General features: G+C 69.5%; 18 protein-coding genes and 1 pseudogene. 8 read left to right on the top strand and 11 right to left on the bottom strand.

Going from position 1 to position 24,261, the window contains the following annotated elements; genetic code table 11:
* Positions 1–14 precede the first annotated feature (14 nt).
* The 5 genes from AX750_RS08320 to AX750_RS08300 form a co-directional block, all read right to left on the bottom strand.
* A complete protein-coding gene (locus AX750_RS08320) occupies positions 15–3,179 on the bottom strand; it encodes an efflux RND transporter permease subunit (RefSeq protein ID WP_066722311.1) in 3,165 nt (1,054 codons plus the stop codon).
* On the bottom strand, positions 3,176–4,333 hold the full coding sequence (locus tag AX750_RS08315; RefSeq protein WP_066722312.1) for an efflux RND transporter periplasmic adaptor subunit: 1,158 nt from the start codon (positions 4,331–4,333) through the stop codon (positions 3,176–3,178). Before AX750_RS08315 ends, AX750_RS08320 begins: the two co-directional genes overlap by 4 nt.
* On the bottom strand, positions 4,330–5,436 hold the full coding sequence (locus AX750_RS08310) for an alpha/beta hydrolase (protein ID WP_066722313.1): 1,107 nt from the start codon (positions 5,434–5,436) through the stop codon (positions 4,330–4,332). The genes AX750_RS08315 and AX750_RS08310 overlap by 4 nt, the downstream gene beginning before the upstream one ends.
* A gap of 66 nt (positions 5,437–5,502) precedes the next feature.
* A complete protein-coding gene (locus AX750_RS08305) occupies positions 5,503–5,730 on the bottom strand; it encodes a hypothetical protein (protein ID WP_066722315.1) in 228 nt (75 codons plus the stop codon).
* Positions 5,731–5,851: 121 nt separating this feature from the next.
* On the bottom strand, positions 5,852–7,771 hold the full coding sequence (locus AX750_RS08300; RefSeq protein WP_066722317.1) for a mechanosensitive ion channel domain-containing protein: 1,920 nt from the start codon (positions 7,769–7,771) through the stop codon (positions 5,852–5,854).
* A gap of 194 nt (positions 7,772–7,965) precedes the next feature.
* Between AX750_RS08300 and AX750_RS08295 the strand changes: the two genes are divergently transcribed.
* Entirely contained in the window at positions 7,966–8,259 is a 294-nt protein-coding gene (locus tag AX750_RS08295; RefSeq protein ID WP_066722319.1) for a hypothetical protein, read from the top strand.
* A 6-nt stretch (positions 8,260–8,265) separates the two neighbouring features.
* Here AX750_RS08295 and AX750_RS08290 read toward each other — a convergent pair whose 3' ends face one another.
* From AX750_RS08290 to paoA, 5 genes are all read right to left on the bottom strand, one after another.
* Positions 8,266–10,143, bottom strand: a complete 1,878-nt coding sequence (locus AX750_RS08290; protein WP_066722365.1) for an ATP-binding protein — start codon at positions 10,141–10,143, stop codon at positions 8,266–8,268.
* Between the two features lie 47 nt (positions 10,144–10,190).
* Positions 10,191–10,841: a response regulator transcription factor gene (locus AX750_RS08285; RefSeq protein WP_066722325.1), complete on the bottom strand. Its 651-nt coding sequence runs from the start codon at positions 10,839–10,841 to the stop codon at positions 10,191–10,193.
* Between the two features lie 222 nt (positions 10,842–11,063).
* Entirely contained in the window at positions 11,064–13,271 is a 2,208-nt protein-coding gene (gene paoC / locus AX750_RS08280) for an aldehyde oxidoreductase molybdenum-binding subunit PaoC (protein WP_066722327.1), read from the bottom strand.
* Positions 13,272–13,275: 4 nt separating this feature from the next.
* Positions 13,276–14,226 (bottom strand): xanthine dehydrogenase family protein subunit M, encoded by a 951-nt coding sequence (locus AX750_RS08275; protein ID WP_066722329.1) that lies wholly within the window; start codon positions 14,224–14,226, stop codon positions 13,276–13,278.
* Positions 14,223–14,870: an aldehyde dehydrogenase iron-sulfur subunit PaoA gene (gene paoA / locus AX750_RS08270; protein ID WP_197426654.1), complete on the bottom strand. Its 648-nt coding sequence runs from the start codon at positions 14,868–14,870 to the stop codon at positions 14,223–14,225. Before paoA ends, AX750_RS08275 begins: the two co-directional genes overlap by 4 nt.
* Positions 14,871–15,225: 355 nt before the next feature.
* Here paoA and AX750_RS08265 point away from each other — a divergent pair, with 355 nt between their 5' ends.
* From AX750_RS08265 to AX750_RS08245, 5 genes are all read left to right on the top strand, one after another.
* Entirely contained in the window at positions 15,226–17,283 is a 2,058-nt protein-coding gene (locus tag AX750_RS08265; protein ID WP_066722334.1) for a hydantoinase/oxoprolinase family protein, read from the top strand.
* Entirely contained in the window at positions 17,280–18,923 is a 1,644-nt protein-coding gene (locus AX750_RS08260; protein WP_066722336.1) for a hydantoinase B/oxoprolinase family protein, read from the top strand. The genes AX750_RS08265 and AX750_RS08260 overlap by 4 nt, the downstream gene beginning before the upstream one ends.
* A gap of 133 nt (positions 18,924–19,056) precedes the next feature.
* Positions 19,057–19,671 carry a TRAP transporter small permease gene (locus AX750_RS08255; RefSeq protein ID WP_066722338.1) on the top strand — a complete coding sequence of 205 codons (615 nt, stop codon included), beginning with the start codon at positions 19,057–19,059 and terminating at the stop codon, positions 19,669–19,671.
* Positions 19,668–20,972, top strand: coding sequence for a TRAP transporter large permease (locus AX750_RS08250; protein WP_066722340.1), 1,305 nt, complete (start codon positions 19,668–19,670; stop codon positions 20,970–20,972). The genes AX750_RS08255 and AX750_RS08250 overlap by 4 nt, the downstream gene beginning before the upstream one ends.
* Before the next feature lie 37 nt (positions 20,973–21,009).
* Complete coding sequence (locus AX750_RS08245; protein ID WP_066722342.1) at positions 21,010–22,047, top strand: TRAP transporter substrate-binding protein; 1,038 nt, start codon at positions 21,010–21,012, stop codon at positions 22,045–22,047.
* A gap of 62 nt (positions 22,048–22,109) precedes the next feature.
* Here AX750_RS08245 and AX750_RS08240 read toward each other — a convergent pair whose 3' ends face one another.
* Positions 22,110–23,123 (bottom strand): substrate-binding domain-containing protein, encoded by a 1,014-nt coding sequence (locus tag AX750_RS08240; RefSeq protein WP_197426655.1) that lies wholly within the window; start codon positions 23,121–23,123, stop codon positions 22,110–22,112.
* 164 nt (positions 23,124–23,287) lie between these two features.
* Between AX750_RS08240 and AX750_RS08235 the strand changes: the two genes are divergently transcribed.
* Positions 23,288–24,064 carry an ABC transporter permease gene (locus AX750_RS08235; protein ID WP_066722346.1) on the top strand — a complete coding sequence of 259 codons (777 nt, stop codon included), beginning with the start codon at positions 23,288–23,290 and terminating at the stop codon, positions 24,062–24,064.
* Positions 24,064–24,261, top strand: a pseudogene (locus AX750_RS08230) (hypothetical protein); the annotation flags it as partial. The gene AX750_RS08235 and the pseudogene AX750_RS08230, both read left to right, overlap by 1 nt.

Below are 24,261 nucleotides of genomic sequence, written 5' to 3'. Positions count from 1 at the left end.
GAGCGCCCCTCCCCTTAGCCGTGGCCGTGGCCGGCGCTGCCGGCGACCGCCACGGGCGGCACGCGCGGCTCCCCCCGGAGCCGGGTTTCCAGCTTCTGGAGCACGACGAAGACCGAGGGCACGACCACCACGGTCAGCAGCGTCGAGCCGATCATGCCGGTCAGCGTGGCGAAGCCGATCGATTTCTGGGCGTTGGCGCCGGCCCCGCTCGCCAGCACCAGCGGCACCAGCCCGAGGATGAAGGCGAGCGAGGTCATCACGATCGGCCGCAGCCGCAGCCGCGCCGCCTCGATCGCCGCCTCCGCCAGCGGCATCGCCTGCTTCAGATGCAGGTCGCGGGCGAAGCCGACGATCAGGATCGCGTTCTTGGCCGAGAGCGCGATCAGCAGCACGAGCCCGATCTGCGTATAGAGATTGCTGGAGAGCCCGAGCGCCAGCATCGCGCCCGCCGTCCCCAGAAGCGCCAGCGGCACCGAGAGGATGATGCCGAGCGGCGCGATCCAGCTCTCATACTGGCCGGCGAGCACGAGATAGACCAGCAGCAGACTGAGCGCGTAGACGACGAAGACCTGCCCCGCCAGTTCCCGCTCCTGATAGGACAGGGCCGACCACTCGTAGCCGGTGCCGGGCGGCAGAATCTGGCGCGCGATCTCGGCCAGGATGTCGAGCCCCTCGCCCGAGCTGACGTCGCGGTTGGGCGCGCCGATCAGCGTCGCCGCCGGGTAGAGGTTGTGGAAGCTGATCAGGGACGGACCGATACCGGGACGGATGTCGGCGATGGCGCCGAGCGGCACCATCTCCCCGCTCTTGGCCCGCAGCTTCAGCGTCCGCAGCCCCTCGGCCTCCATCCGCGCCTCGGCCTGCGCCTGGACGAAGACCTGGAAGACGCGGCCGCCCTTGCTGAACTGCCCGACATAGGCCGAGCCGACATAGGCGCCGAGTGCATCGGTGGCGGCGCCGAAGGAGATGCCCAGGGCCTCGGCCTTGGTGCGGTCGATCGCCAGTTCCACCTGCGGCGCCTGGGCGCTGAAGGTGTTGCGCGCCGCCTGGAAGCGGTTCTGCGCGCGGGCGCGCTCGGCGATCGCGTCGGCGAGGCGCTGGAGCTTGGCGTAGTCGAAGCTGCCGTCGCGCAGCTCGACCTTCATGGTGAAGCCCGAGGCGTTGCCGATGCCCTGGATCGGCGGCGGCGGCAGCACCAGCGCCGCGCCGTCCTCGAGATCGGCCATCGCCCGGTTGAGCGCACCATAGAGGCCAAGCAGGTCCTCGCCCTTCCGGCGCAGTTTCCAGTCGGTCAGCATCACATAGGCGACGCCGGCATTGGCGAGGCTGGCATTGTCGTTGAGGGCCGAGAGGCCGGCGATGGCGATGACCTTGTCCACGCCCGGCACGGCGCGCGCCCGTTTGGTGACCTCGTCGAGGGCGGCCGTCGTGCGCGACAGCGAGGCCCCGTCCGGCAGTTGCACCGAGACCAGCATGTAGCCCTGGTCCTCGACCGGCAGGAAGGAGGTCGGGATGCGGCTCAGCGCATAGACGGACGCTCCGACGAGCAGCAGCGTCACCGTGAAAACCATCCCGCTGCGCGCCACGAGCCGGCGCACCAGCCGCACATAGGCGCGCTCGCAGGCGCCATAGCCGCGCTCGAACATCCGGTAGATCCAGGCGCGCTGCGCGACGGGCCTGGGCGCCCGCAGCCAGAGCGCGCATTGCGCGGGCTTCAGCGTGACCGCGTTGACGGCGCTGATCAGCGCAGTGGCGGCGATCACCAGGGCGAATTGCTGGTAGATCTCGCCGCTCAGCCCCGGCAGGAAGGCGGCCGGCAGGAACACCGCCATCAAAACGAGGGTGATGCCCATGATCGGGCCGATCAGCTCCTCCATCGCCCGCACCGTCGCGTCATGCGGGCTCAGGCCCCGCTCCATGTGATGGGCGGCGCCCTCGACCACGACGATGGCGTCGTCGACGACGATCCCGATGGCGAGCACGACCGCCAGCAGCGTCGAGATGTTGACGGTGAAGCCGAGCGCCGCCATCGCCGCGAAGGCGCCGATGATCGTCACCGGCACGGTCGTGGCCGGGACCAGCGTCGCGCGCCAGTCCTGCAGGAAGATCAGGATCACCAGCAACACCAGCACCGCCGCCTCGACCAGCGTCTTGTAGACCGCGCCCAGCGAGGCCTCGACGAAGCGGGTTGTGTCGAAGGGCACGCTCCAGCCCATCCCTTCCGGAAAGCGCGCCGAGAGCGCGGTCATCCGCGTCTGCACGAGCTTCGCCACCTCGAGCGCGTTCGCCTCCGGCAGCTGGAAGATGGCGAGCCCGGCCGAGGGCTGGCCGTTCAGCCGGAAATCCTGGCCATAGGCCTGGGCGCCGAGCTCGACGCGGGCGACGTCGCGCAGGCGGGTGATGCGGTTGCCGTCGGCCCGCACGATGATCGCCTCGAAGGCCTCGACCTCGTCGAGCCGGCCGGGCGTCAGCAGCGTCGTCTGGAAGGCCTGGTCGCCGGCGGTCGGCGCCATGCCGAGCTGACCGGAGGCGACCGAGCGATTCTGCTGGTTGACGGCATTGACGATGTCGGAGGGCAGCAGCCCGCGCAGCTGCATCTTCTGCGGATCGAGCCAGATCCGCATGGCATATTGCCCGGCGCCGAAGACGTTGACGGCGCCGACACCCGGCAGCCGCGCGATCTCGTCGAGCAGGTTCAGCGTCGCGAAATTCGACAGGAACAGGCTGTCATGGCCCGCGCGATCGGAGGTGAGCGCGACGATCTGGAGGATCGCGGTCGAGCGCTTGTTGGTCTGCACCCCTTGCGTCTGGACGACGGAGGGCAGCTGCGGCAGCGCCGCGGCGACGCGGTTTTGCACCAGGATCTGCGCCTTGTCGGCATCGGTGCCGATCGCGAAAGTCACCGTCAGCGTGTAGAGCCCGTCGCTGGTGCTGGTCGAGGACATGTAGATCATGCCTTCGACGCCATTGACTTTCTGCTCGATCGGCAGCGCGACCTCGCGCGCGATCACCGCGGCACTGGCGCCGGGATAGCGCGCCGTGACCTGCACCGTCGGCGGCACGACATTGGGATATTGCGCGACCGGCAGCCGCAGCAGCGCCACCAGCCCGAGGATGACGGTGAGCACCGCGATGACATTGGCCAGGACCGGCCGCTCGATAAAGAATTTCGCCATCAGCGCGCCGCCTTCGCGACATCGGTGACGGGACGCACCCGGCTGCCGGGAATGGCGTTCTGCATCAGGCCGACGACGACGCGGTCGCCCGCCGACAGCCCGGAGCGGATGACGCGCAGGCCGCCCTCACTGGCCTCGCCGATCTCGACCGCGCGCTGCTCGACGCGCTCCTGCCCGTTGACGACCAGCACATAACGCCCGGTCTGGCTGGCGCCGAGCGCCGCCTCCGGCACCAGCAGGGATGGCACGTCCTTCTGCAGCGGCAGCCGCACGCGGACATAGAGCCCCGGCAGCAGCACGCCCTTCGGATTCGGCACGGAGGCCCGCACCGCCAGCGTGCCGCTGCCCATGTCGAGTTCCGGCGCGACATAATCGAGCTGGCCGGCATGCGGATAGCCGGCATCGGTGTCGAGCCCGATCTCGACCGGAACGCTGCCGAGCCCGGCCAGCGTCAGGCCGCGCTGGCGCATCGCCTCGCGGATCCGCAGCACGGTCTGCTCGTCGAGCGAGAAGCGTACCTTGATCGGATCGCTCTGGACGATTGAGGCCAGCAGCGTCGGCCCGCCGACGCCGACCAGCGCCCCCTGATCGACGAGATGGGCGGAGACGGTGCCGTCGAACGGCGCCTTGACCTCGGTATAGGCCAGGTTGAGCTGCGCCTGTGCCACCTGGGCGGCGGCCTGCTCGCGGGCCGCGGCGGTCGAATCGCGCCGGCTCTGGGCGTTGTCGAGCGCGGCTTCCGAGGCGGCCTGGCGCAGCGCGAGCTGCTTCTGGCGGGCAAGATCGGCCTCGGCCTGGACCAGCAGCGCCTTCTGCTGGGCCTCGGCTGCCTCGGCGAGTTGAAGGCTGAGCCGGTAATTGTCGGGCTCGATCACGAAGAGCACGTCGCCCTGCTTCACGGAAGCGCCGTCGCGGTAGCGGATTTCGCTCAGCGTGCCCGAAACCCGCGCCACAAGATCGACCCGCTTCGCCGCGGCGGTCTGGCCCGTCAGCTCCAGATAGCGCGTCACCGGCCGCGCGACCGGCGCGGCGACGCGGACCTCGGCGGGTGGTGGTGCCGAGGCCGCCGGCTTCTCGTTGCAGCCGGCGAGCAGGGCGGCGAGGGACAGCAGCGCCGGCATCGCGAGCCGCGGCCCGATCGGCGAAGGGACGGTCATCGCGAAGCTCCCAAAGGTGGGCCGGGAATGAGGGCGTCGCCGAGCAGCGTCACGGAGCGGCCCAGCGTCTCGAAGCGCTCGTTCAGGGTCGAGCCGCCAGCCTTGGTCGCGCCGGCCCCGCCGGCGATCGCTCGCCCGATCGCGGCGATGGTGGTGCCGTCGCCGAAGGCCTTGTTGTGGTTGCGGCCGATCCCGCCCGCGACCTCGGAGAGGTCGTGCGCCTCGATCCCCAGCGCGCGGAACTGGCCGAGATCGGTGTTGGCGCCGGCCCGGATCTTGCCGCCGAACAGCCGCCGCGACAGGTCGAGCGCATAATCGTCGCGCGAGGCGTAGAGCACAATGCGGGCGGCGAGCGGCCGCAGCCGTGCGATCTGCGTGCGGAACACGTCCATGTCGATGTCGGGCGCGGCCATCACGATGGTGCCGAGCCGCCCCAGCGTCTTCGCGTCGCCCGCGATCGCGAGCTGCCGCAGCGTCTCCATCGTCAGCCAGTTGCCCATCGAATGGGCGAAGATGTCGATCCCCTCGATGCCGGGATCGCGCGCCAGCCGCGCTAGCAGATCGGCCATCACGTCCCGGCTGAAATTGGCGGAATCCTTGTCGTAGCCGTAGTCGCGGATCTCTCCCCGCGAAGGCCAGCTGAACAGGATCGGCAGGCCGGGATAGTGCGTGTCGTCGACGATCTGGGCGAGGCGCACGACCGCCTCGTCGAACTGCGTGTTGTAGCCATGGGTGAAGACCAGCGCCCGGCGCCGCGTCTTCAACTCGCTGCGGGCGAGACCGGCAAACGCCGCAGCGTCGAGTTCGCGCGCGGCGACGAGCGCGATGTGCTTGTCGGGGTCGGGGCTATCGGCATCGGTCGGAACCGATCCGGCCGCCCGCCCCTTCGGCAGCGACAGGGTGAGGCTGGCATAGCGGGCCGTGTCGCCGCGCTCGCCCGAGAAGAGATGGCCGCTCGCCCCGTCGGCCCTGTCCCGCGTCGTCACCGCCAGGACGGTGCGGGTCTTGGCCTCGGCCGGCGGCTTCGCCACCGGCACCAGCAGCCCGCGGCCCGGGCCGGCGCAGCCCCCTGCCGCCAGCGCCACGAGCGCGATTCCCGTCACAGCCAACTGGCCTAGCTTGCATCGCATCGGCATCCCCCCGCCGCCGTCGATCCCCGCCGGCGCCGCTCACCCGCCCCGCGCCTCGACGACCTTGCGGCAGTCGTTCGAGAGCTTCGCTTTGTTGTCCTTCAGGCAGGCGTTCATTGGCTGCGGCTGGCCAATGAAGGAGGCGCAGAGCTTCTGCGCATCCGAACGGCAGGCCATCTGTTCCGCACGGGTCGGCGCCGACTGGGCACCCGCGAGGCCGGTGCCCGCGAGCAGCAGCGCGCAGGCGAGCAAGGTCGATGTCTTCATGGAAAAGGCCCTCTCGGCTGGGAAGGTGACCCGGCGATCGGCGATCCTCGGGCCTGTTCAGCATGGCCCGGCGCCCCCGCGTCGCCCATGCCATGTTCATGGGTGTCCCAAGGGCGGGATATCAGCCGGCAGCGGCCGGGCTCGGCGCCGTCGCCGCGGCCGGAGCAGCGGCGCTCGACAGGTCGTCCGTCGCGATCGCGACCTCGCGCAGCAGCCCCGCCACGGCGAGTTCGTCGATCGTCTCCTCGATCAGGCGGCGGATGAGGGGCCGGGCGCGCTCCGCCGCCGCGGCGCCGATGCTGAAGGTGAAGACGAGCGAGCCGCGCGCGTCCTGTTCCGGCTCCTCACCCGGCCCGGGCGCGTTAAGCTTGACGGCGATGTCGCCGACGATCGCCTGCCGGATCGCCGGCTCGCTGCGCAGCGCCGCCGCGGCCTGGCGGGTGAACAGGACGATGCCGTCTCGGTCCGGCGTCCGGTCGAGCGCGACGCTGACGCTCATCCGCATCAGCTTGCGGCTGTGATTGGTGACGGCGCCGAGTTCGCCGAGCGGGATCGTGTGCAGCCGCCCATCCTCCTCGCGCAGCCTCACGCTGCGCAGGTTGATCTGCTCGACCGTGCCCCGCCGCGAGCCGACCTCGACGGATTCGCCGATGCGGAAGACGTCGTCGACGATGTGGAAGACGCCGGAAACGACGTCCTTCACCAGCGCCTGCGAGCCGAAGCTGATCGCCAGACCGACGATGCCGGCGCCGGCCATCAGCGGCGTGATGTCGACGCCGAGCGCCGACAGCGCCACCAGCGAGAACACGACGCAGATCAGCGTGATCGTGGTGGCGCGCAGGATCGGCAGCACGGTCGACAGCCGCGCCAGGCGCGCGTCGCGCTCTTGCAGCGTCCCCTCGCCTTCCCCAGGCATCAGCGCGGCTTCCGTCCAGACATGGACGATCGCCGCGCCGGTCGCGCCCAGCACGAAGAGAAGCGAGGCGAAGCTCAGGCGGTAGCCGAACAGCCGCCCACTCTCCGCCGGCAGCCAGCCGAAGGCGCCGACGATCCAGAATTCGAGCCCGATGCGCAGGATCGTGACCAGGGCGATGCTGTCGATCAGCACGCGCAGCACGAAGAGCCGCCGCATCTCGGCCGGCTGGCGCGAATCGCGGATGCTCACCGCGATCGCCCGGTCGAGCGAGAGGGCCACCAGGAGCACGACCATCGTGCCGACCGCGCCGTGAAAGAGCGCGAAGCCACCGTCGACCCAGCCCCAGAGCCAGAAGGCGAAGGCCAGCAGGCTGAGGGTGATCGCGACGAAGCGCGGCGCGGCGCCGGTGCCATGGCGCCCGAGCGAGGCAAAGAGCTGCACCGCCCCGGCCGTCAGCAGGGCAGCGACGAGGCAGGAGATGAGCTTGGCGGACTCTGTGCTCAGGCCCGCGCGCTGGGCCGCCGCCAGCAGGACGATGTGCAGATGCGCCAGCGCGAAGAGCACGGCGAAGCGGCGCACCGCCTTGCGCGCTCCGGCATCGTCCACCCGCGCCAGGCGGAAGCGACGGAGTTGGGGCTGGAACAGGATGAGCAGCAGCGTCAGCCCCATCAGCCAGCGCACCAGCGCGATCACCATGTCGCGCGGCAGCAGCTCGCTGCCGGGCAGGATGCCGAGCCCGCGCACAAGGAGCACCCGCCCCGTGATCGCCGCCGCCAGCAGCGCCAGCACCTCCAGCCCGGCAAGCCCGGCCATGCCGGCGAGGGCACTGCGCGCAGCCCCGGCCCGGCGGCGCGGGCCGGCGAGCATCAGGCGGGTCCCGAGATAGGCGAGGACGACCGCCGCGCAGACGGCCAGCGTCTGCGCCAAGGCGAGCGGCGCATCCGGCAGGGCGCGCGCCACCACCCCGCCCACCTCGCCGGGCAGCCGCGGCGCCGTCGTCAATGCCGAGACGAACTCGCGGTCGGCCAGTTCGACGAGTCGGCGCAGCGCGTCCAGAGGCCCTATGCCGCTGCCTTCCCCCTGAACCGGGGCCGCGATCGCCTGAGCCGCTGCTTCTCCCGACATGCGCCCTCCCCCGCGCGGCCGCGGGGCTTTTCGCCCCTGCGCCGCCACGCTCGACCAGAGCCCCTCGGCGGCGCCCCGGCCACCCCATCTTCATGGGATGTCGCCGGCAGGGGCAACCGGCCAGATTGGGATGTGTCGCGATGCCTGGCCGGTCGGTCAGGACGCGGACGCGAGGATGGCGGAGGACACAACCCATGGGTCGCATTCAAGGAATCACGCGCGCCGCGCTCGGTCTGGCGGCACTCTCCGCGCTGGCCGCGCTGGAGCCGGCGCCGGCGCAGGCGGCGGTCGTCTACTGCAAGACGGTCGGCGTGCCCAAGGGCTGCGTGGCCCGCCCGGGCGCCCCGGTCGTTGTCGGTGCCCCGGCAGCTCGGGCAGCGGTGGCGACGCCCTATCGCGGCGTTGGGGCCGGCGCGCGCGGCGTCGGCGTGCGGCCCGGCACGCCCGCCAACCGCGGCGGCCCGGTCAACCGCGTCGGGCGCCGCTGAAACGGCTCAGCCGCCCGTTTCCAGATCGGCGAAGCGGGCCGGCAGGTCGAGCGTCACGCGCGTCCCCTCCGGACCCGAGACGATCTCCAGCAGCGCGCCGCAGCGTTCGGCGCGCCGCTTCATGTTGGCGAGGCCGCGCCCGGGCGGACCGGCATCGCCCCCGCCCAATCCGGCGAAGCCACGGCCGTCATCGGCCACGGTGATGCGGCCATGCTCGCCCGCTTCGCCCATCAGTGTCTCGATGCTGACGCGGATCGTGCCGGCCCCCGCATGCTTCACGGCATTTGTGACCGCCTCGTCGAGCAGGCGCAGGACTTGGATGACGTGGCCCGGCCGCAATTCCGGATGAACGGGCAATCCCTGTGGAGTCAGCACCGTCCAGTCGAGCGCGATCCGGTGGGCGCTGAGCTGCGACGCGATCCGCTCCCGCCACGCTCCGAGCGCCAGCATGAGATCGCCGCCGATGTCGTCCATCGCGTCGATCACCAGCCGCAGATCCCGCAATGCCGCCCGGGCCGCCTCGCCGATCGGCGCACCGCCGCTGCGCTGGCGCTCGCTCAGGGCGACGATGCTGACGAGCTGGCCGCCGAGACCGTCATGCAGGTCGCGCATCAGCCGGGTGCGCTCGTTCGAGAGCGCCATCGCCCGGGCCCGCTCCTCCTCGCGGGCCAGCGTCGCGCGCAGCTTGTCCTCGGCTTCGCGGACGAGTCCGACCATGCGCGAGGCGAAGCCGTCGACCTGATTCAGGGCGCGGGCAAAGCGCCAGGTGAGGCCGATGCCGATGGCGATCACCATGGCCGAGTAGGAGATGCGCGAGAAGAAGATCCGCCGGTCCGACGCGACATCGAGAATCGAGAAGATGTCAAAGGCCCAGAAGAACAGGACCACCGTCACCGCGCTCCCGAGCAGGAGGGTGATCATGTCGCGCCGCCGCAGGAAAACGAGTGCGATGATCACCGCCGTCGACACGAGACAGAACATGACGGTGAACGGCCCAAGCAGGAGATAGAGTCTGCGAACCGGCACGGGACCAGCCAACAGGCCCACGACGGTGATGATCAGCCCCGGTAGGAACAGCAGTGCTGCGGCCCGCGGCAGCTTGAGCCCCAGGAAAAGAACGAAGAACACCACAGCGAAGGCGCTCTCGAGCGGTGCCGATGCGATCAGCACGGCATTGAGCCCGCCATAAAGCGATTGGCCGCTCGGCGCGGAAATGAAGGTCTGAGTCACGCCGAGCGCCATCGAGGCGGCGAGCGCTCCATATTCGGGCTCGTGCCGCCGCATCAGCCACATCATGCCGAGGATGACGGCCAGGATGCTCTGCCAGGCTGCCAGAACCACGGGCAGCGTCTCGAAGAGCAGCACCCGCCGCTCATAGGCCGGCCGCAGCGCTGCGTCCGGGCCGACATAGACCCGGTCGAGGAAACCGGTCAGCGGCCCCCAGACGAGGAGGCGAACCGTCAGCTCATTGGGGCCGGGTCGCAGCAACACGGAGGGGACGACCGCGATCGCCGGCGTGCTGCGGTCCGGCCGGTTGGCCGAGGGCGTGCGGCGGCTGTCGAGGATCTCGACGCCGTTGACGGCGACCACGACCCCGTTGGTGAAGCGGGGCAGCATCACCGCCCAGGCCTCTCTCGCCGGGGCCGCGGGAGGTCCCCCGAAGCTCAGCCGGAACAGCGGCGGATCGTCCATGGTGTAGCGGGTGTCGAGGTGATGCGGCAGCGTCACGGCCCGGCCGGCCGGCTCCAGCCGCGCCTGCGACAGGCCGTAGCGTTCCGGTGGCTCGGGCGCCGGCAGCGTGGCGAGCAGGAGGCAGAGCCCGACGATCAGCGCCTGCAGCGCCAGATAGCCTGTCAGCCAGAGCGCGATCCGCGGCGCGCCCATCGGCGCCGCCGGCGCCTCGGGCGCCTCCCGGCCGGTCGCCGCCTCGGTCACAGCCGGATCAGACCCTGCTGCAACGCCTCGAACACCGCCTCGCCGCGGGTGTTGACCTCGAGCTTGCGGTAGATGTTCTTGATGTGCCCGGGCACCGTCTGGCGCGACAGGCCGAGATGGCCGGCGATGTCGGCATAGCTGAAGCCCTTGGCGATGCCCCAGAGGATGTCGATCTCGCGCGGCGTCAGCCTGGCCGTGTTGAGGGCATTGGGCGCGGGCGCGGCGGAAGGCTGCGTCTGGGTGCGGCGCACGATGAAGCGCGCGATCGAGGCCGAGATCGGCGAATGGCCCGCGACGAGGTCGCGCACCGTCGCCGCGATGTCGGTCGGAACGGCGTCCTTGAGCAGATAGCCGGTCGCGCCCTGGCGGATCGCCGCGATGACGCTCTCCTCGTCGCCGAGAATCGAGATCACCATGATCTCGGTGTCGGGGTGGCGCTGTCGCGTCTCGCGGATCAGCTCGAGGCCGTGCCCATCGGGAAGTTGCAGATCGGTGAGCAGCACGCGCGGCGCGCACTCCGCCAGGCTCGCCCGCGCCTCGCCAAGAGTCGCGGCGGCGGTGACGGCGAACTCCTGCCCGGCGCCGAGCGCGTCCTGCAGGCGCCAGCGCGTCGGCGCGTCGTCCTCGACCAGCAGCACCGAGATCATGCGCCGGCTCGCTCCCCTCGCCGGGCGGTCCGCCGACGCCCCCTGCGAAGCAGCCCCCGTCCGGTTACTCTAGCGGCGCGCCGTTTCGCGCGACAGCCCATGTTCATGGGGCGAGCGGTCGGGCCTTGGCACAGTCGTTCCCCGGCCCCTCCCCAGCCAAAACTTGCCGATCGGCAAAGCCTGCGCCAGGGAACCTTCCGCCGGAAGCGTCAATCGCAATGGCTAGGCGGCGTCCGGCATGTGCTGCAGCAGCTTGTCGAGCGTGATCGGATAGTTGCGGACGCGCACGCCTGTGGCATTGTAAATGGCGTTGGCGACAGCCGCGCCGACCCCGCAGATGCCGAGTTCGCCGACGCCCTTGGCCTTCATTGGCGAGGACATCGGATCGACCTCGTCGAGAAAGATCACGTCCTGATGCGGGATGTCGGCATGAACCGGCACCTCATAGCCGGCGAGGTCGTGATTGACGAAGAAGCCACGGCGCTTGTCGACCGCAAGCTCCTCCATCAGCGCCGCTCCTGCGCCCATCGTCATGGCGCCGATGACCTGGCTGCGGGCCGTCTTCGGATTCAGGATCCGCCCCGCTGCGCAGACCGCCAGCATCCGCCGAATACGGGTCTCCGCGGTGTAGGCGTCGACGCCCACCTCGACGAAATGCGCCCCGAAGGTCGATTGCTGATGCGTCTCGTCGAGTTCGCCGAACTCGATCGTGTCCTCGCCGCTGAGCGGCCCGCCTTCCGCCGCGCTGGCCAGCGACAGGCTGCGATTGCCGACCTTCACCGTACCGTCGGCAAAGACCGCCTCGGCCGAGTTGATCCCGAGATTCTGCGCCACGGCCTCGCGCAGCTTGATGCAGGCCGCATAGACGCCCGCCGTCGAGCTGTTGCCGCCCCATTGGCCGCCGGACCCGGCGGAAACGGGAAAGGTCGAATCGCCGAGCTTGACCACGACACGGTCGAGACCGACGCCGAGCATCTCGGCCGCGGTCTGGCCGATGATGGTGTAGCTGCCGGTGCCGATATCGGTCATGTCGGTCTCGACCGTGACGATGCCGTTCGCGTCGAGGCGGACGCGCGCACCGGACTTCATCACGATGTTGTTGCGGAAGGCGGAGGCGACGCCCATGCCGATCATCCAGTTGCCCTCGCGCCTGTCTCCCGGCCGCGCCGAGCGACGCGACCAGCCGAAGCGCTCGGCCCCCACCCGAAAGCATTCGTCGAGGCGGCGCATCGAGAACGGGCGCTCCGGCTTCTCGGGATCGACCTGGGTGTCGTTGAGCACCCGGAAGGCGATCGGATCGAGCCCGAGCTTTTCGGCCATCTCGTCCATCGCCATTTCCAGCGCCATCAGCCCCGGAGCTTCGCCCGGAGCGCGCATGGCGTTGCCCTCCGGCAGGTCGAGCTCGGCGAGGCGCATCGCGGTCATGCGATGGGCCCCGGCATAGAGCAACCTCGTCTGCTGCACCGCGACCTCCGGTCCGCCACCCGGCTGGTCGCCGGACCAGCTCTCATGGCCGATCGCGGTGATCTTGCCGTCGCGGGTCGCGCCGATGCGGATGCGCTGGATCGTGGCCGGGCGGTGCGTCGTGTTGTTGACGATCAGCGGCCGCGACAGCGCGACCTTGACCGGCCGCTTTGCCAGCCGCGCGCCGAGCGCCGCCAGCAGCACGTCGGAGCGCAGGAAGAGCTTGCCGCCGAACCCGCCGCCGATGAAGGGCGAGACGATGCGAATCCTGTCCTCGGGGATGCCGAGTGTGGTCGCCATGTCGGTCACGCCCCAGGCGACCATCTGGTTGGAGGTCCAGAGCGTCAGCCGCTCGCCCTCCCAGGCCGCGAGCGTGGCATGCGGCTCCATCATCGCGTGGCTCTCGTCGGGCGTCGTATAGGTTGCGTCGAGCGTCACCGGCGCCTGCGCGAAGGCGCCCGCGAAATCGCCGACCTGCGTGTCGTCGAGGCTGGGATCGTCGCCCTCGGGCTTGGCGGCCCCGTCTTTCGCCTCCGCGAGGTCGAAAGCACCTTCGGCCGTCTCGTAGCTCACCTTGACCAGGGCTCCCGCCGCGCGCGCCTGCTCGAAGCTCTCGGCGATGACCAGCGCCACGGCCTGGTGATAATGGGCGACCTCGGGGCCGGCGAGCAGCGGCGCGGTGTTGCGCTTGCCCTTCTTGAGCGGTCCGGCCTCCTTGGCCGTCAGCACGGCGATCACGCCCGGCGCCCGGCGCGCGGCCTCCGTGTCCATCGCGGTGATCCGGCCCTTGGCGATGGCGGCACCGATCACATGGCCATAGGCCTGGTTCGGCACGACATCGTGCTGCTCATAGGCATAGCGCGCCGTGCCGGTCACCTTCCGTGTCCCGTCGATGCGATCATGGGGATGCCCGACGACCTTCAGCCGGTCGATCGGGTTCTCGGTGGCAGGCTTGTCGAACTTCATGGCTTCAGCCCCTCGCCTGGGTCAGCACCGCCGCGAGCGTGCGCTCGACCAGCGGCAGCTTGAATGCGTTCTCATGGGTCGGCTTCGCGTCGGCGAGCAGCGCCGCCGTGGTCGCCTTCGCCCCGCGCGGCAGTTCGGCTTCCGCCGCCTCCACGCGCCAGGGCTTGGGCGCAACGCCGCCTACGGCCACGCGCCCGCTGCCGTCCCGCTGCACGATCGCGGCGACCGAGATCAGCGCGAAGGCGTAGGAGGCCCGGTCGCGCACCTTGCGATAGATCTGCACCCCGCCGACCGGCTTCGGCAACGTCACGGCGGTGATGAGTTCGCCTGGCTCCAGAACGGTCTCGACATGCGGCGTATCGCCAGGCAGCCGGTGCAGATCGGCGACCGGCACGGAGCGGGTCGAGCGATCCGGCTTCACCGTCTCGACCTGCGCGTCCAGAACCCGCATCGCCACGGCCATGTCGGAGGGATGCGTCGCGATGCAGGCGTCACTGGTCCCCACGACGCCGAGCTGGCGCGTGAAGCCGCCGATCGCCGAGCAGCCGCTGCCGGGCTCGCGCTTGTTGCAGGGCTGGGCTGTGTCGTAGAAATAGGGGCAGCGCGTCCGCTGCAGCAGGTTTCCAGCCGTGGTTGCGCGGTTGCGCAATTGGCCGGACGCTCCCGCCAGCAGCGCCCGCGACAGCACGCCGTAGTCGCGCCTCACCCGCTCATCGGCTGCCAGGGCCGTGTTGCGCACCAGCGCGCCGATCCGCAACCCGCCCTCCGGCGTCGGCTCGATGGTGTCGAGGCCGAGTCCGTTGACGTCGATCAGATGGTCCGGCGTCTCGATCTGAAGCTTCATCAGGTCAAGCAGATTGGTGCCGCCCGCAATGAAGCGCGCGTGAGGCTTGCTCGCAGCTGCGGTCGCGGCCTCGGCCGGCGACGTCGCCTTCTCGTAGCTGAAGGCCTTCATGCCCGCCTCCCCGCCACGTCGGTCATGGCCTCGACGATGTTGGAATAGGCGCCACAACGGCAGATGTTGCCGCTCATGCGTTCGCGGATCTCGAGTTCCGTCACGGCCGGCGCCGCGGTCAGGTCGGTGGTGACATGGCTCGGGATACCGGCCTTGATCTCGTCGAGCACGGCGACGCCGGAGCAGATCTGCCCGGGCGTGCAATAGCCGCACTGGAACCCGTCATGTTTCACGAAGGCGGCCTGCATCGGGTGCAGCGCATCGACGCTGCCGAGCCCCTCGATCGTGGTGACCTCGGCGCCCTGGTTCATGATCGCGAGCGTCAGGCAGGAATTGATCCGCTGCCCGTCGACGATCACCGTGCAGGCACCGCACTGGCCATGGTCGCAGCCCTTCTTGGTGCCGGTCAGCTTCAACTGCTCCCGCAGCAGGTCCAGCAGGGTCGTGCGCGTATCGACGGAAAGAGAGCGCTGCTCGCCGTTGACCCGCAGCGACACCGCGGCGGTAACGGGCTCTCCACGCGGAGCGGGTTGCGCCCGCGTCGGCCCGGTCGTCGCGGGGAGTGCCGCGCAGGCGCCGGCCACGACCATGAGGTCGCGCCTGTTCAATGTGATGTCTCCCGGAGTGGGCATATCCGGCTCCAATGTCGGTCAAGAACGGTGGGAAGGGTCTGACGGCGGTGTCGTTCGCGAAGGTGAACCACCGAGATCGCGGCTGGTTCATTGTGTTGCGTCGCTGCGCCGCACACGAGTTCGTCAGAGCGCACGCCTCACCCGACGCAGGAACCGGTTTGGGCGTCGCCCTCCTGCACCGCCGCCGTCCGAGAGGCTGCCAGCCGCTTCGCCGACCGCAAGCCGACGCCAAGCCACCGGCCGCCGCTGCCCGGCGCGCTCGACAACAGCATGGGCGTATGCCCTGCGGGAGTATCGCGAGCGTCGGGAGGTCTGCATCTTGCAGGAGCAGCACCGCACCCCACGCTGATTCGGACGTTAGATCGCCATGACCCCAGGACGGATCCGCATCGCGGTCGATATCGGCGGCACCTTCACGGATCTGGAATTCTACGACGAAGCGAGCGGCGAGACCCACAGCTTCAAGGCCGCCACAACGCCCGACGACCCGTCGCGGGGGTTGATGGATGCGATTCATGGGGCTGCGTCGCGCTGGGGCTTTGCGCTCTCCGATGTCGCCTTCCTGATGCATGGCACGACGATCGCCACGAATGCGGTGCTGACGCGCAACCTGCCCGAAGGCGCGCTGATCACGACGGCCGGCTTCGAGGACGTGCTCGAGATCGGCCGTCACGCCCGCAAGGAGATCTACCGCCTCAAGCCCGAGCCGCCGGCCGTGCTGGTGCCGCGGCGGCGGCGCTTCGGCGTGGTCGAGCGGATCGGGCCCGCCGGCGAGGTGCTGACCGCTCTCGACGAGGCCAGCGTCGAGGCGGCGATCGACCGCGTCGCGGCCTCGGGCACGAGCGTCTGCGCCATCGCGCTGCTCAACGGCTTCACCAACCCCGCCCATGAGATCGCGATCCGCAACCGGCTGCTGGCGCGGCTGCCGGATCTGGCGGTGTCCTGCTCTCATGAGGTCTCGCCGGAGATTCGCGAGTTCGAGCGGACCTCGACGACGGTCCTGAACGCGCTGCTGATCCCGGTGGTGCGACGTTATATCGACGCGCTGCTGGCGCGCATCGCGGCCGAGGGGCTGACCGCGCCGCTCTATCTCGTGCAGTCCAATGGCGGGGCGACCACGCCGCGCGCGGCCGGCGAGGCGCCGGTCAAGCTCCTGCTCTCGGGCCCGTCCGGCGGCGTGCTGGCGGCCGAGGGCGTCGCGCGCCAGCTCGGTTTCCCCAATGTCGTGGGCGTCGACATGGGCGGCACGAGTTACGACGTCGCCGTCATCCGCGAGGGCCGCCGAGCCGTCGTCGCGCAGGGCGACATCGATGGCCTGCCGGTGCGCGTGCCCATGGTCGACATGCGCACCATCGGGGCCGGGGGTGGCTCGATCGCCTCGCTCGACGCGTCAGGCCGCCTCCAGGTCGGGCCGCGCAGCGCCGGCGCGAGGCCGGGCCCGGTCTGCTATGGCCGCGGCGGCACCGAGCCGACCGTCACCGACGTCAACCTGATCCTCGGTCGGCTCGACCCCGTGACCTTCCTCGGCGGCGAATTCGCGCTCGATCTCGACGGGGCCCGCGCGGCGCTGGACACTCGCATCGCCGGCCCGCTCGGGCTCGACCGCGACCGCGCGGCAGCCGGCATCCTCGCCGTCGTCGTCGCCAAGCTCGCCGGGGCGATCAAGCTGTCGCTGTTCGAGCGCGGGCTCGATCCGCGCGACTTCGCGCTGATGTCCTTCGGCGGGGCCGGCGGACTCCATGCCGTCGAGGTCGCCGAGGAACTCGGCATGACCACGGTGATCTTCCCGAAGGACCCCTCGACCTTCTCGGCCCATGGCATCCTGCAATCCGACATCGTCCACGATCTCGCGCGAACCCGCGTGCTGCAGCTGAAGGCCGGCGCCGCGCCGGCTTTCGCCGCGCTTGCCGGCGAGCTGTTGCGCGAGGGCGAGGCGCTTCTGGCGGCAGACGGCTTGCCCATGGAGCAGCGCCGTCTCGAACTCGCGGCCGATCTGCGCTATCGCGGCCAGGCCTTCGAGCTTCTGGTGCCGCTGGACGAGGTCCCGCAGGACGACGCCGCGCTCGCGCGGCTCTGCGGGCGCTTCCACGAGGCGCATCGGCAGCGCTTCTCCTTCGATGACCAGAACGAGACAGTCGAACTGGTGACGCTGCGGCTGGCCGCGATCGGCCGGCTCGGCGGTGTGGCGGCAGCCCGGGCGCCCGCTTCCGGCGTCGCGGCGCCCCTCCGCGAGCGCGCGGTCCATCTCGACGGAGCCTGGACGACCGCCCCGGTCTTCGAGCAAGGGCGGCTCGGATCCGGCGCCGAACTCGATGGGCCGGCCATCGTGGAACAGGCCTATACGACCCTGATCATCCCGAGCGGGTGGCGGGTCACCGTGCGGCCATCGGGCGACCTGGTCGCGACCCGGGAGACGCAGTCATGAGCCAGGCCGTTTCGAAGGTTGATCCCGTCCTCCTCGAGATCGTCTCGCATGCGCTGGTCTCGGCGGCCGAGGAGATGTCGATCACGGTCTGGCGCACAAGCCGCTCGACGACGGTGCGCGAATTGCTCGACTATTCGACGGCGGTGTTCGACGGCGAAGGCCGCAACATCGCCCAGGCGGCGCGCATGCCGGTCCATCTCAATTCGATGGAGCTCTGCCTGCAGGAGATCATCACCCGGCATCTGCCGCTGGAGCGCTGGCGCGAGGGCGATGTCGTCGTCACCAACGATCCCTATTGCGGCGGCCAGCATCTGCCGGATTTCCTCGCCTTCAAGCCGGTGTTCGTCGAGGGGCGGCGCATCGCCATCACCTGCGTGCTGATCCACCATGTCGATGTCGGCGGTGGCGCGGCCGGCGGCTACAACGCCCATGCCGTCGAGATCTTCCAGGAGGGCCTGCGGCTGCCGCCGGTGAAGATCGTCCGCAAAGGCGAAATGCAGGACGATCTCTTCGCCACCATCCTGCAGAATGTCCGCGAGCCCGAGACCTTCCGCGGCGATTTCCTCAGCCAGATCGCAGCGCTCGAGGTCGGCGCCAGGGCGATGCGACAGCTCGCGGCGCGCTATGGCGTCGACACGCTGCGCCAGGTCGGGCAGGCCCTGCTCGACCATTCCGAGACGGCGATGCGCGCCGCGCTGACCGCGCTGCCCGACGGGATCTACCAGGCGGAGGACTTCGTCGATGGCGACGGCATGGAGGCCGGGCAGAAGCGCATTGCGGTGACGCTGACGATCGCGGGCGACAGCCTGACGGTCGATTTCGAGGGCTCCTCGCCCCAGGCGCGCGGGCCTATCAATGCGACGATGGCGACGACCCGCTCGGCGGTCTACTACGCCGTGATCGCGGCGTCGGGCATCGAGGCGACCGCCAATTCCGGCTGCTACCGGCCGATCACCGTCAGCGCGCCCGATGGGCTGCTCGTCAGCGCCCAGTTTCCCGCGCCGGTCTCGATGCGCATGCTGACCGGCCACCGGATCGCGACCGCGGTGCTGAAGGCCTTCGCGCAGGCGATCCCCGAGCGCATTCCCGCCTCCTATTACGGCGTGACCTTCAATCACGCGGTCAATATCCGCCATGCCGATGGCCGCCGGCAGGTCTATTTCGACGCCGAGATCGGCGGCTGGGGCGGCCATCCCGAAGCTGACGGCCCCTCGGGTCTCTCGGCCGGCTTCCACAACGGCCAGAACACGCCGATCGAGATGATCGAGGCGATCTTCCCGCTCCGTTTCACCCATTACGGCTTCCTGCCTGGTTCGGGTGGTGCTGGGAAGATGCGCGGCGGCCTCGGGCTGGTCAGAGAATGGCGCTTCATCGCCGAGCACGGCCTGCTCAACGCCTCCTTCGACGCCTTCGCCTCGCAGCCTTACGGGCTGGCCGGCGGCGAGCCCGGGCGCGGCGGGCGCCTCAGCCTGATCCGCGACGGACAGGTCACGGAACTGGCGGCCAAAACGATCGGCTGCGTGCTGAAGACCGGCGACATCGTCCGCATGGAGACGCCGGGCGGCGGCGGCCATGGCGACCCCCGCGAGCGCGATCCCGCGGCCATCGCCGCCGACAGGGCCGACGGGTACGTGTCGTGACCGGCGCGCCCGGGTGGCGGGACTATTGCATGGCAGGCCTGACGCGTGGTCACATGCGTCGTGACGCGCAGCGGGCGCACCGGAGACCGGCCTTGATGACGACGACCACCCGCCCGCGCAGCCCGGCGCGTCCATGAGCGACCTCGTCCGCCTGCTGCCCGACGAGCCGCTGCCGCAGCGCATCTCGCGCATCCTGGCTTGGGCCGCGGGCGCGATCGTTCTCGTCGGCTGCAGCTTCCTCATCACCATCGACGTGATCACGCGCTTCCTGTTCAAGCGCGGAATGGTCGAGAGCTTCGAGATCTCGGGCTATGCGCTGGCGGCCTGCATCGGGCTCGGGCTGGCCTTCACCGTGACCTCCAAGGCCAATATCCGTGTCGACATCCTGCTCGACGTGCTGCCCGGCAAGGTCCGGATCGTCTGCGACATCATCGCCTCGCTGGCGCTGGCGCTGATCGCCGCGGCGCTGGCCTGGTTCGCCTGGGGCACGCTGGCGCAATCCTGGGCCCTGAATGCCAAATCGGTGTCGCAGCTGCAGACGCCGATGGTGATCCCGCAGGGCATCTGGTGCGTCGGCCTGGTCTGGTTCGCCTGCATGGCGGTGCTGATCCCGATCCAGGCGATCGCCCGTCTGATTGCGCATGACCGGGCCGGCTTCGACGCGCTGATCGGTTCGCTGCGGGTGACCGAGGAGATCGAGCAGTCCGGCGTCGAGAACCCGGCCGCCGGCGCGGAGTCGCGCTCGTGATCGGGACTGCACTGTCCCTGCTCGTCGCGCTGGTCGCGCTGAGCATCCCCGTCGCCGCCGCCCTCGCCCTGATGGCCTATGTGCTGCAGGCCAACTACGCCTTCTTCCCGATGACCGGCGCCGTGGGCGAACTGGCCTGGAACTCCTCCAACGACTTCATCCTGATCGCCGCGCCGATGTTCATCATGATGGGCGAGCTGATGCACCGCTCAGGCATGAGCGAGCGCCTGTTCAGCGCGCTCTCGCCCTGGTTCGCCCGCGTTCCCGGCCGGCTGATCCATACCAACATCGCCGCGAGCGCGATCTTCGCGGCGACCTCGGGCTCGTCGGTGGCCACTGCCGCCACGATCGGCACGGTCGCGATCCCCAATATGGACAAGGGTGGCTACAACCGGCCTCTATTTTTGGGCTCGATCGCGGCCGGCGGCACGCTCGGCATCCTGATCCCGCCCTCGATCAACATGATCATCTATGCGGTGCTGACCGACACCTCGGTGGCCGATCTCTACGCGGCGGGCTTCATTCCCGGCTTCCTACTCGCCGGGCTGTTCTCGCTGATGGTGCTGGGCCTGGCGCTTTACAGGCCGGAATGGGCCGGCCCGAAAGTCGACAGTGCTGATCTCTGGCGCCAGCGCGTCTCGGGCCTGCGCCATCTCATCCCGCCGCTGGGGCTGTTCCTCGTGGTCGTCGGCTCGATCTATGCCGGCATTGCGACGCCGACGGAGGCCGCCGCGCTCGGCCTGATGGCGACGCTCGGCCTCGTCGCCGCCAACCGCCAGCTGACCTTGCCAGTGCTGCTGCGCGCCTTCGAGGGCACGGTGCGGACGACCTGCATGGTGATGCTGATCGTCATCGCAGCTTTCTTCCTCAACTTCGTGATGGTCTCGATCGGGCTGGTGAAGGCGATCACCGATCTCGTCTTGGCGCTGGGCTGGCCGCCGCTCGGCATGCTGATCGCGATCGTCGTGTTCTATCTGATCCTCGGCTGCTTCATGGAGACGCTGTCGATGATGATCGCGACGACGCCGGTCGTCGTCCCCGTGATCACGGCGCTCGGCTACAGCCCCGTGTGGTGGGGCATCATCTTCGTGATCCTGATGGAGGCGGCGCTGATCACGCCCCCGGTCGGGCTCAACCTCTATGTCGTCCAGGCCGTGCGCGGCAAAGGCAACTTCATGGATCTGTGCATCGGCGCGCTGCCCTTCGTCCTGGCAATGCTGGCGATGATCGCGATCCTGATCACTTTCCCGCAGCTGGCGCTCTGGCTACCGACCATCCTGAACCCGAAAGCCGGCGGCTGAGGCCGCCAGAACCCGCCCGAAGAAGGAGAAGCTTGCGATGAAACGCCTGATCCCGATCGCCGCCTTGGCCGGCACCCTCCTCTGCGGCGCCGCGCACGCCCAGGGCCTGCCTGCGACGAGCTTCAACGTCGTCGGCAGCATCGGCAATCTGTCGATGTACACCAACCGCGAGGTGCCGTTCTGGAACGAGACGGTGCCGAAGGAATCCGGCGGCGCCATCAAGGTGCAGGTCAAGCCCTTCACCGAGCTCGGCTTCAAGGGGCCCGAGATCTTCCGCCTCGTCTCGGCCGGTACGCTGCAGTTCGCCACCACGGTGCTGAACTACAATTCGGGCGAGGTCCCGATGAACGAGGCCACCGATTTGGTCGGTCTCGTCGGCTCGGTCGAGGAGCTGCAGAAGGTCGTCGACGTCTTCCGCCCGACCTACGCCAAGTTCCTCGAGGAGAAGCACGGCCTCAAGCTGCTCGGCTTCGGCACCTATCAGGCGCAGGTGATCTATTGCCGCGACGCCTTCACCAAGGTGGCCGACCTCAAGGGCCGCAAGATCCGCGCCTCGGGCGCCTCGCAGCAGGCCTTCGTCAGCCATATCGGCGGCTCGCCGATCAACCTCGCTTTCGCCGAAGTCCAGCCGGCGCTTGCCAGCGGCGTGATCGACTGCGCCATCACCGGCGCGCTTTCCGGCTATCGTTCCAAATGGCATGAGAGCGCGAAGTTCATCTCGCCGATGCCGATCAATTTCGGCCTCTCCGCCCAGCTCGCCAATCTGAAGTGGTGGAACACGCTCGATCCGAAGGTGCAGGCCTTCCTGACCACCCATCTGCGCAAGCTGGAGGATTCGATCTTCGACCAGGCTAAGACCGAGACCCAGACCGGTCTCGACTGCAACACCGGCAAGGCCTGCAGCGAGGGCACGCCCGCCAATATGAAACTCGTGCCGGTGACGCCGGAGGACGAGGCGCTGCGCAAGGACGCGCTGACCAAGGTCATCCTGCCAGCCTTCGCCGGTCGCTGCGGCGCGGACTGCGTCACCACCTGGAACGGGACGATCGGCGCCTTCCTGAAGATCAAGATCTAGTCGAGAGACCGCCATGCACCGCTTGCCCAAGGGCGGTGCATGGTGCCTATCGCAGGATCGGTTCAGGATGCCGCGAGCCGTCGGCACGAGCGACGGACGACCAGTTCGACCGGCAGGAGCTGCTGCGGCTCCACCGGCTGACCCGCAACCATAGCCATCAACGTCCTCGCCGCGAGGTTGCCGATCCGGCCCGTGGGAACATGGACGGTCGTCAGGCCCGGCGAGACATGGGCGGACATGTCCAGCCCATCGATGCCGATGACGCTGAGGTCCTCGGGAACCGCCATCCCGCGAGCGTGGGCTTCCTCGAGGCAGCCGATCGCGAAAACGTCGATGCCGCCGATCAGCGCGGTGGGGCGATCCTCGAGGTCGAGCAGCATCGCACATCCGGCCCGCCCGCCGGCGAGGGTCAGCGACTGCTCGACGACGAGGGGGTCCGGCAGCGAAAGGCCAGCCTCTTCCAGCGCCTGCCGAGCACCGGCGAGCCGGGCCCTCTGGCGATCGTTGAACTGTGTATGGCCGACGATCATGCCGATGCGGCGGTGTCCGAGGCTGATCAGATGCTCCGCCGCCAAACGGCCCGCCATCGCGTTGTCGATGGTGACGGCGGTAAAATGACCGTCGCCGCACCAGGTCAGGACCACAGGAAGGCGAGAGCTGCGCAGCAGAGCCGTCGTCTCCGGCGCCCGTTCGGCCCCGACCAACATCAGGCCGTCGACACCGCGTCCGAGCAGAGCGCGCACCGCCTGCGTCTCGGCCGCTGGGCTGGCCTCGTGCGAGGCGACGAGCAGCAGATAACCCGACTGGGCCAGCGTTGCCTGCATCGCTTGGAGGGCACGCGCGAAGATGGCGCTGTCGAGAGTGGGGACAATCGCGCCGATCGTCATGGATCGGCCCGAGGCGAGCGCCCTCGCCGCACCATCGGGCAAATAGCCGAGGCGCTGGGCACTGGCCCTGACCCGGGCGAGCGTGTCAGGCGAGAGCAGCTCGGGCTGGGCGATGGCACGCGACACCGTGGCAGCGGATACGCCGGCATCCCGGGCCACATCGCTCAGCTTGACGCGCGCAGCGCTCACCGGCGCCCCCATGAAATTTCTTTCATGCTTATAGCTGCATCATCGCAGGGCTCGCAAGCCGACCAACCAATATTGCGGCCAATTTCGCTATGGTTGACACATCTTCGAGAGTCTGGAACGTTAACTGAAAGCGCTTTCATCAGAAGAGCGCGCCGGGAAACGCCATGATCGGAAGACGGGGATGGATCGGCCTGGGCTCGGTGGCGGCTGTGCTGCTGCTGTGGTTCGGCCTGACCACGGTCACGGGCTTCGTGTCCCCCGGTCGCTTCCCCTCGCCGGCCGACTTCTGGGCTTCGCTGAACCAGATCGCGACCCGCGGCTATGCCGGCGGCGCACTTGCAGCCCATGCGCTGCAGAGCGTGAAGCTCGTCGTGATGGGCTTCCTCGTCGCCATCGCGACCGGTGTTCCGCTCGGCCTGTGGATGGGCTGGGACCGAAGGGCCGAGGCCGCGATCAACCCGATCTTCCTGATCATCCGGCCGATCCCGCCTTTGGCCTGGATTCCGCTCGCGATCCTCTGGCTCGGCCTCGGTGATGGCGCCAAGATCATGGTGATCTGGTTTGCCGCCTTCGTACCCTCGGTGATCAACTCTTTCGCCGGCGTTCGCAACATCGATCGACCGATCATCGAGGCCGCGCAGATGCTGGGCACGCCGCGCGGGCGGATGGTCACGGAGGTGATCGCGCCGGCCGCCGCCCCGATGATCTTCACCGGCCTGCGCCTGTCGCTCCAGGCCTCCTGGACGACACTTGTCGCGGCCGAACTCGTCGGCGCGCTCGCCGGCATCGGCTTCGTGCTCAACATGGCCCAGCAGGACATCTATCCGGGGATGATCCTCGTCGGGATGGTGACGGTCGGCGTGCTCGGCTGGGCGACGACCTACGCGCTTGGCCTGGCTGAGCGCCGTGCGCTGGCCTGGAACGTCGCGGGGAGAGATTGATGCAGTCGTCTCCCCTGCGCCTGAGCGAGAAGTGCGCCTGGGGGGCTCTCGGCCTCGTCGGCTTTCTCGGGCTCTGGGCGGCGCTGTCGGCCTTCGGCATCGTGCCGCGCCAGTTCCTGCCCTCGCCGCTCGATGTCCTGACCTGCAGATTCCGACGCGACCGGCCGGGTAATCCAATAATTAACCGGCCACTGTTC

Source organism: Methylobacterium sp. CCH7-A2, from assembly GCF_001557075.1.
GTDB lineage: Bacteria > Pseudomonadota > Alphaproteobacteria > Rhizobiales > Beijerinckiaceae > Allobosea > Allobosea massiliensis.
Note: the sequence above shows the minus strand (reverse complement) of the source record. Positions and strands in the feature narration are given on the sequence as shown.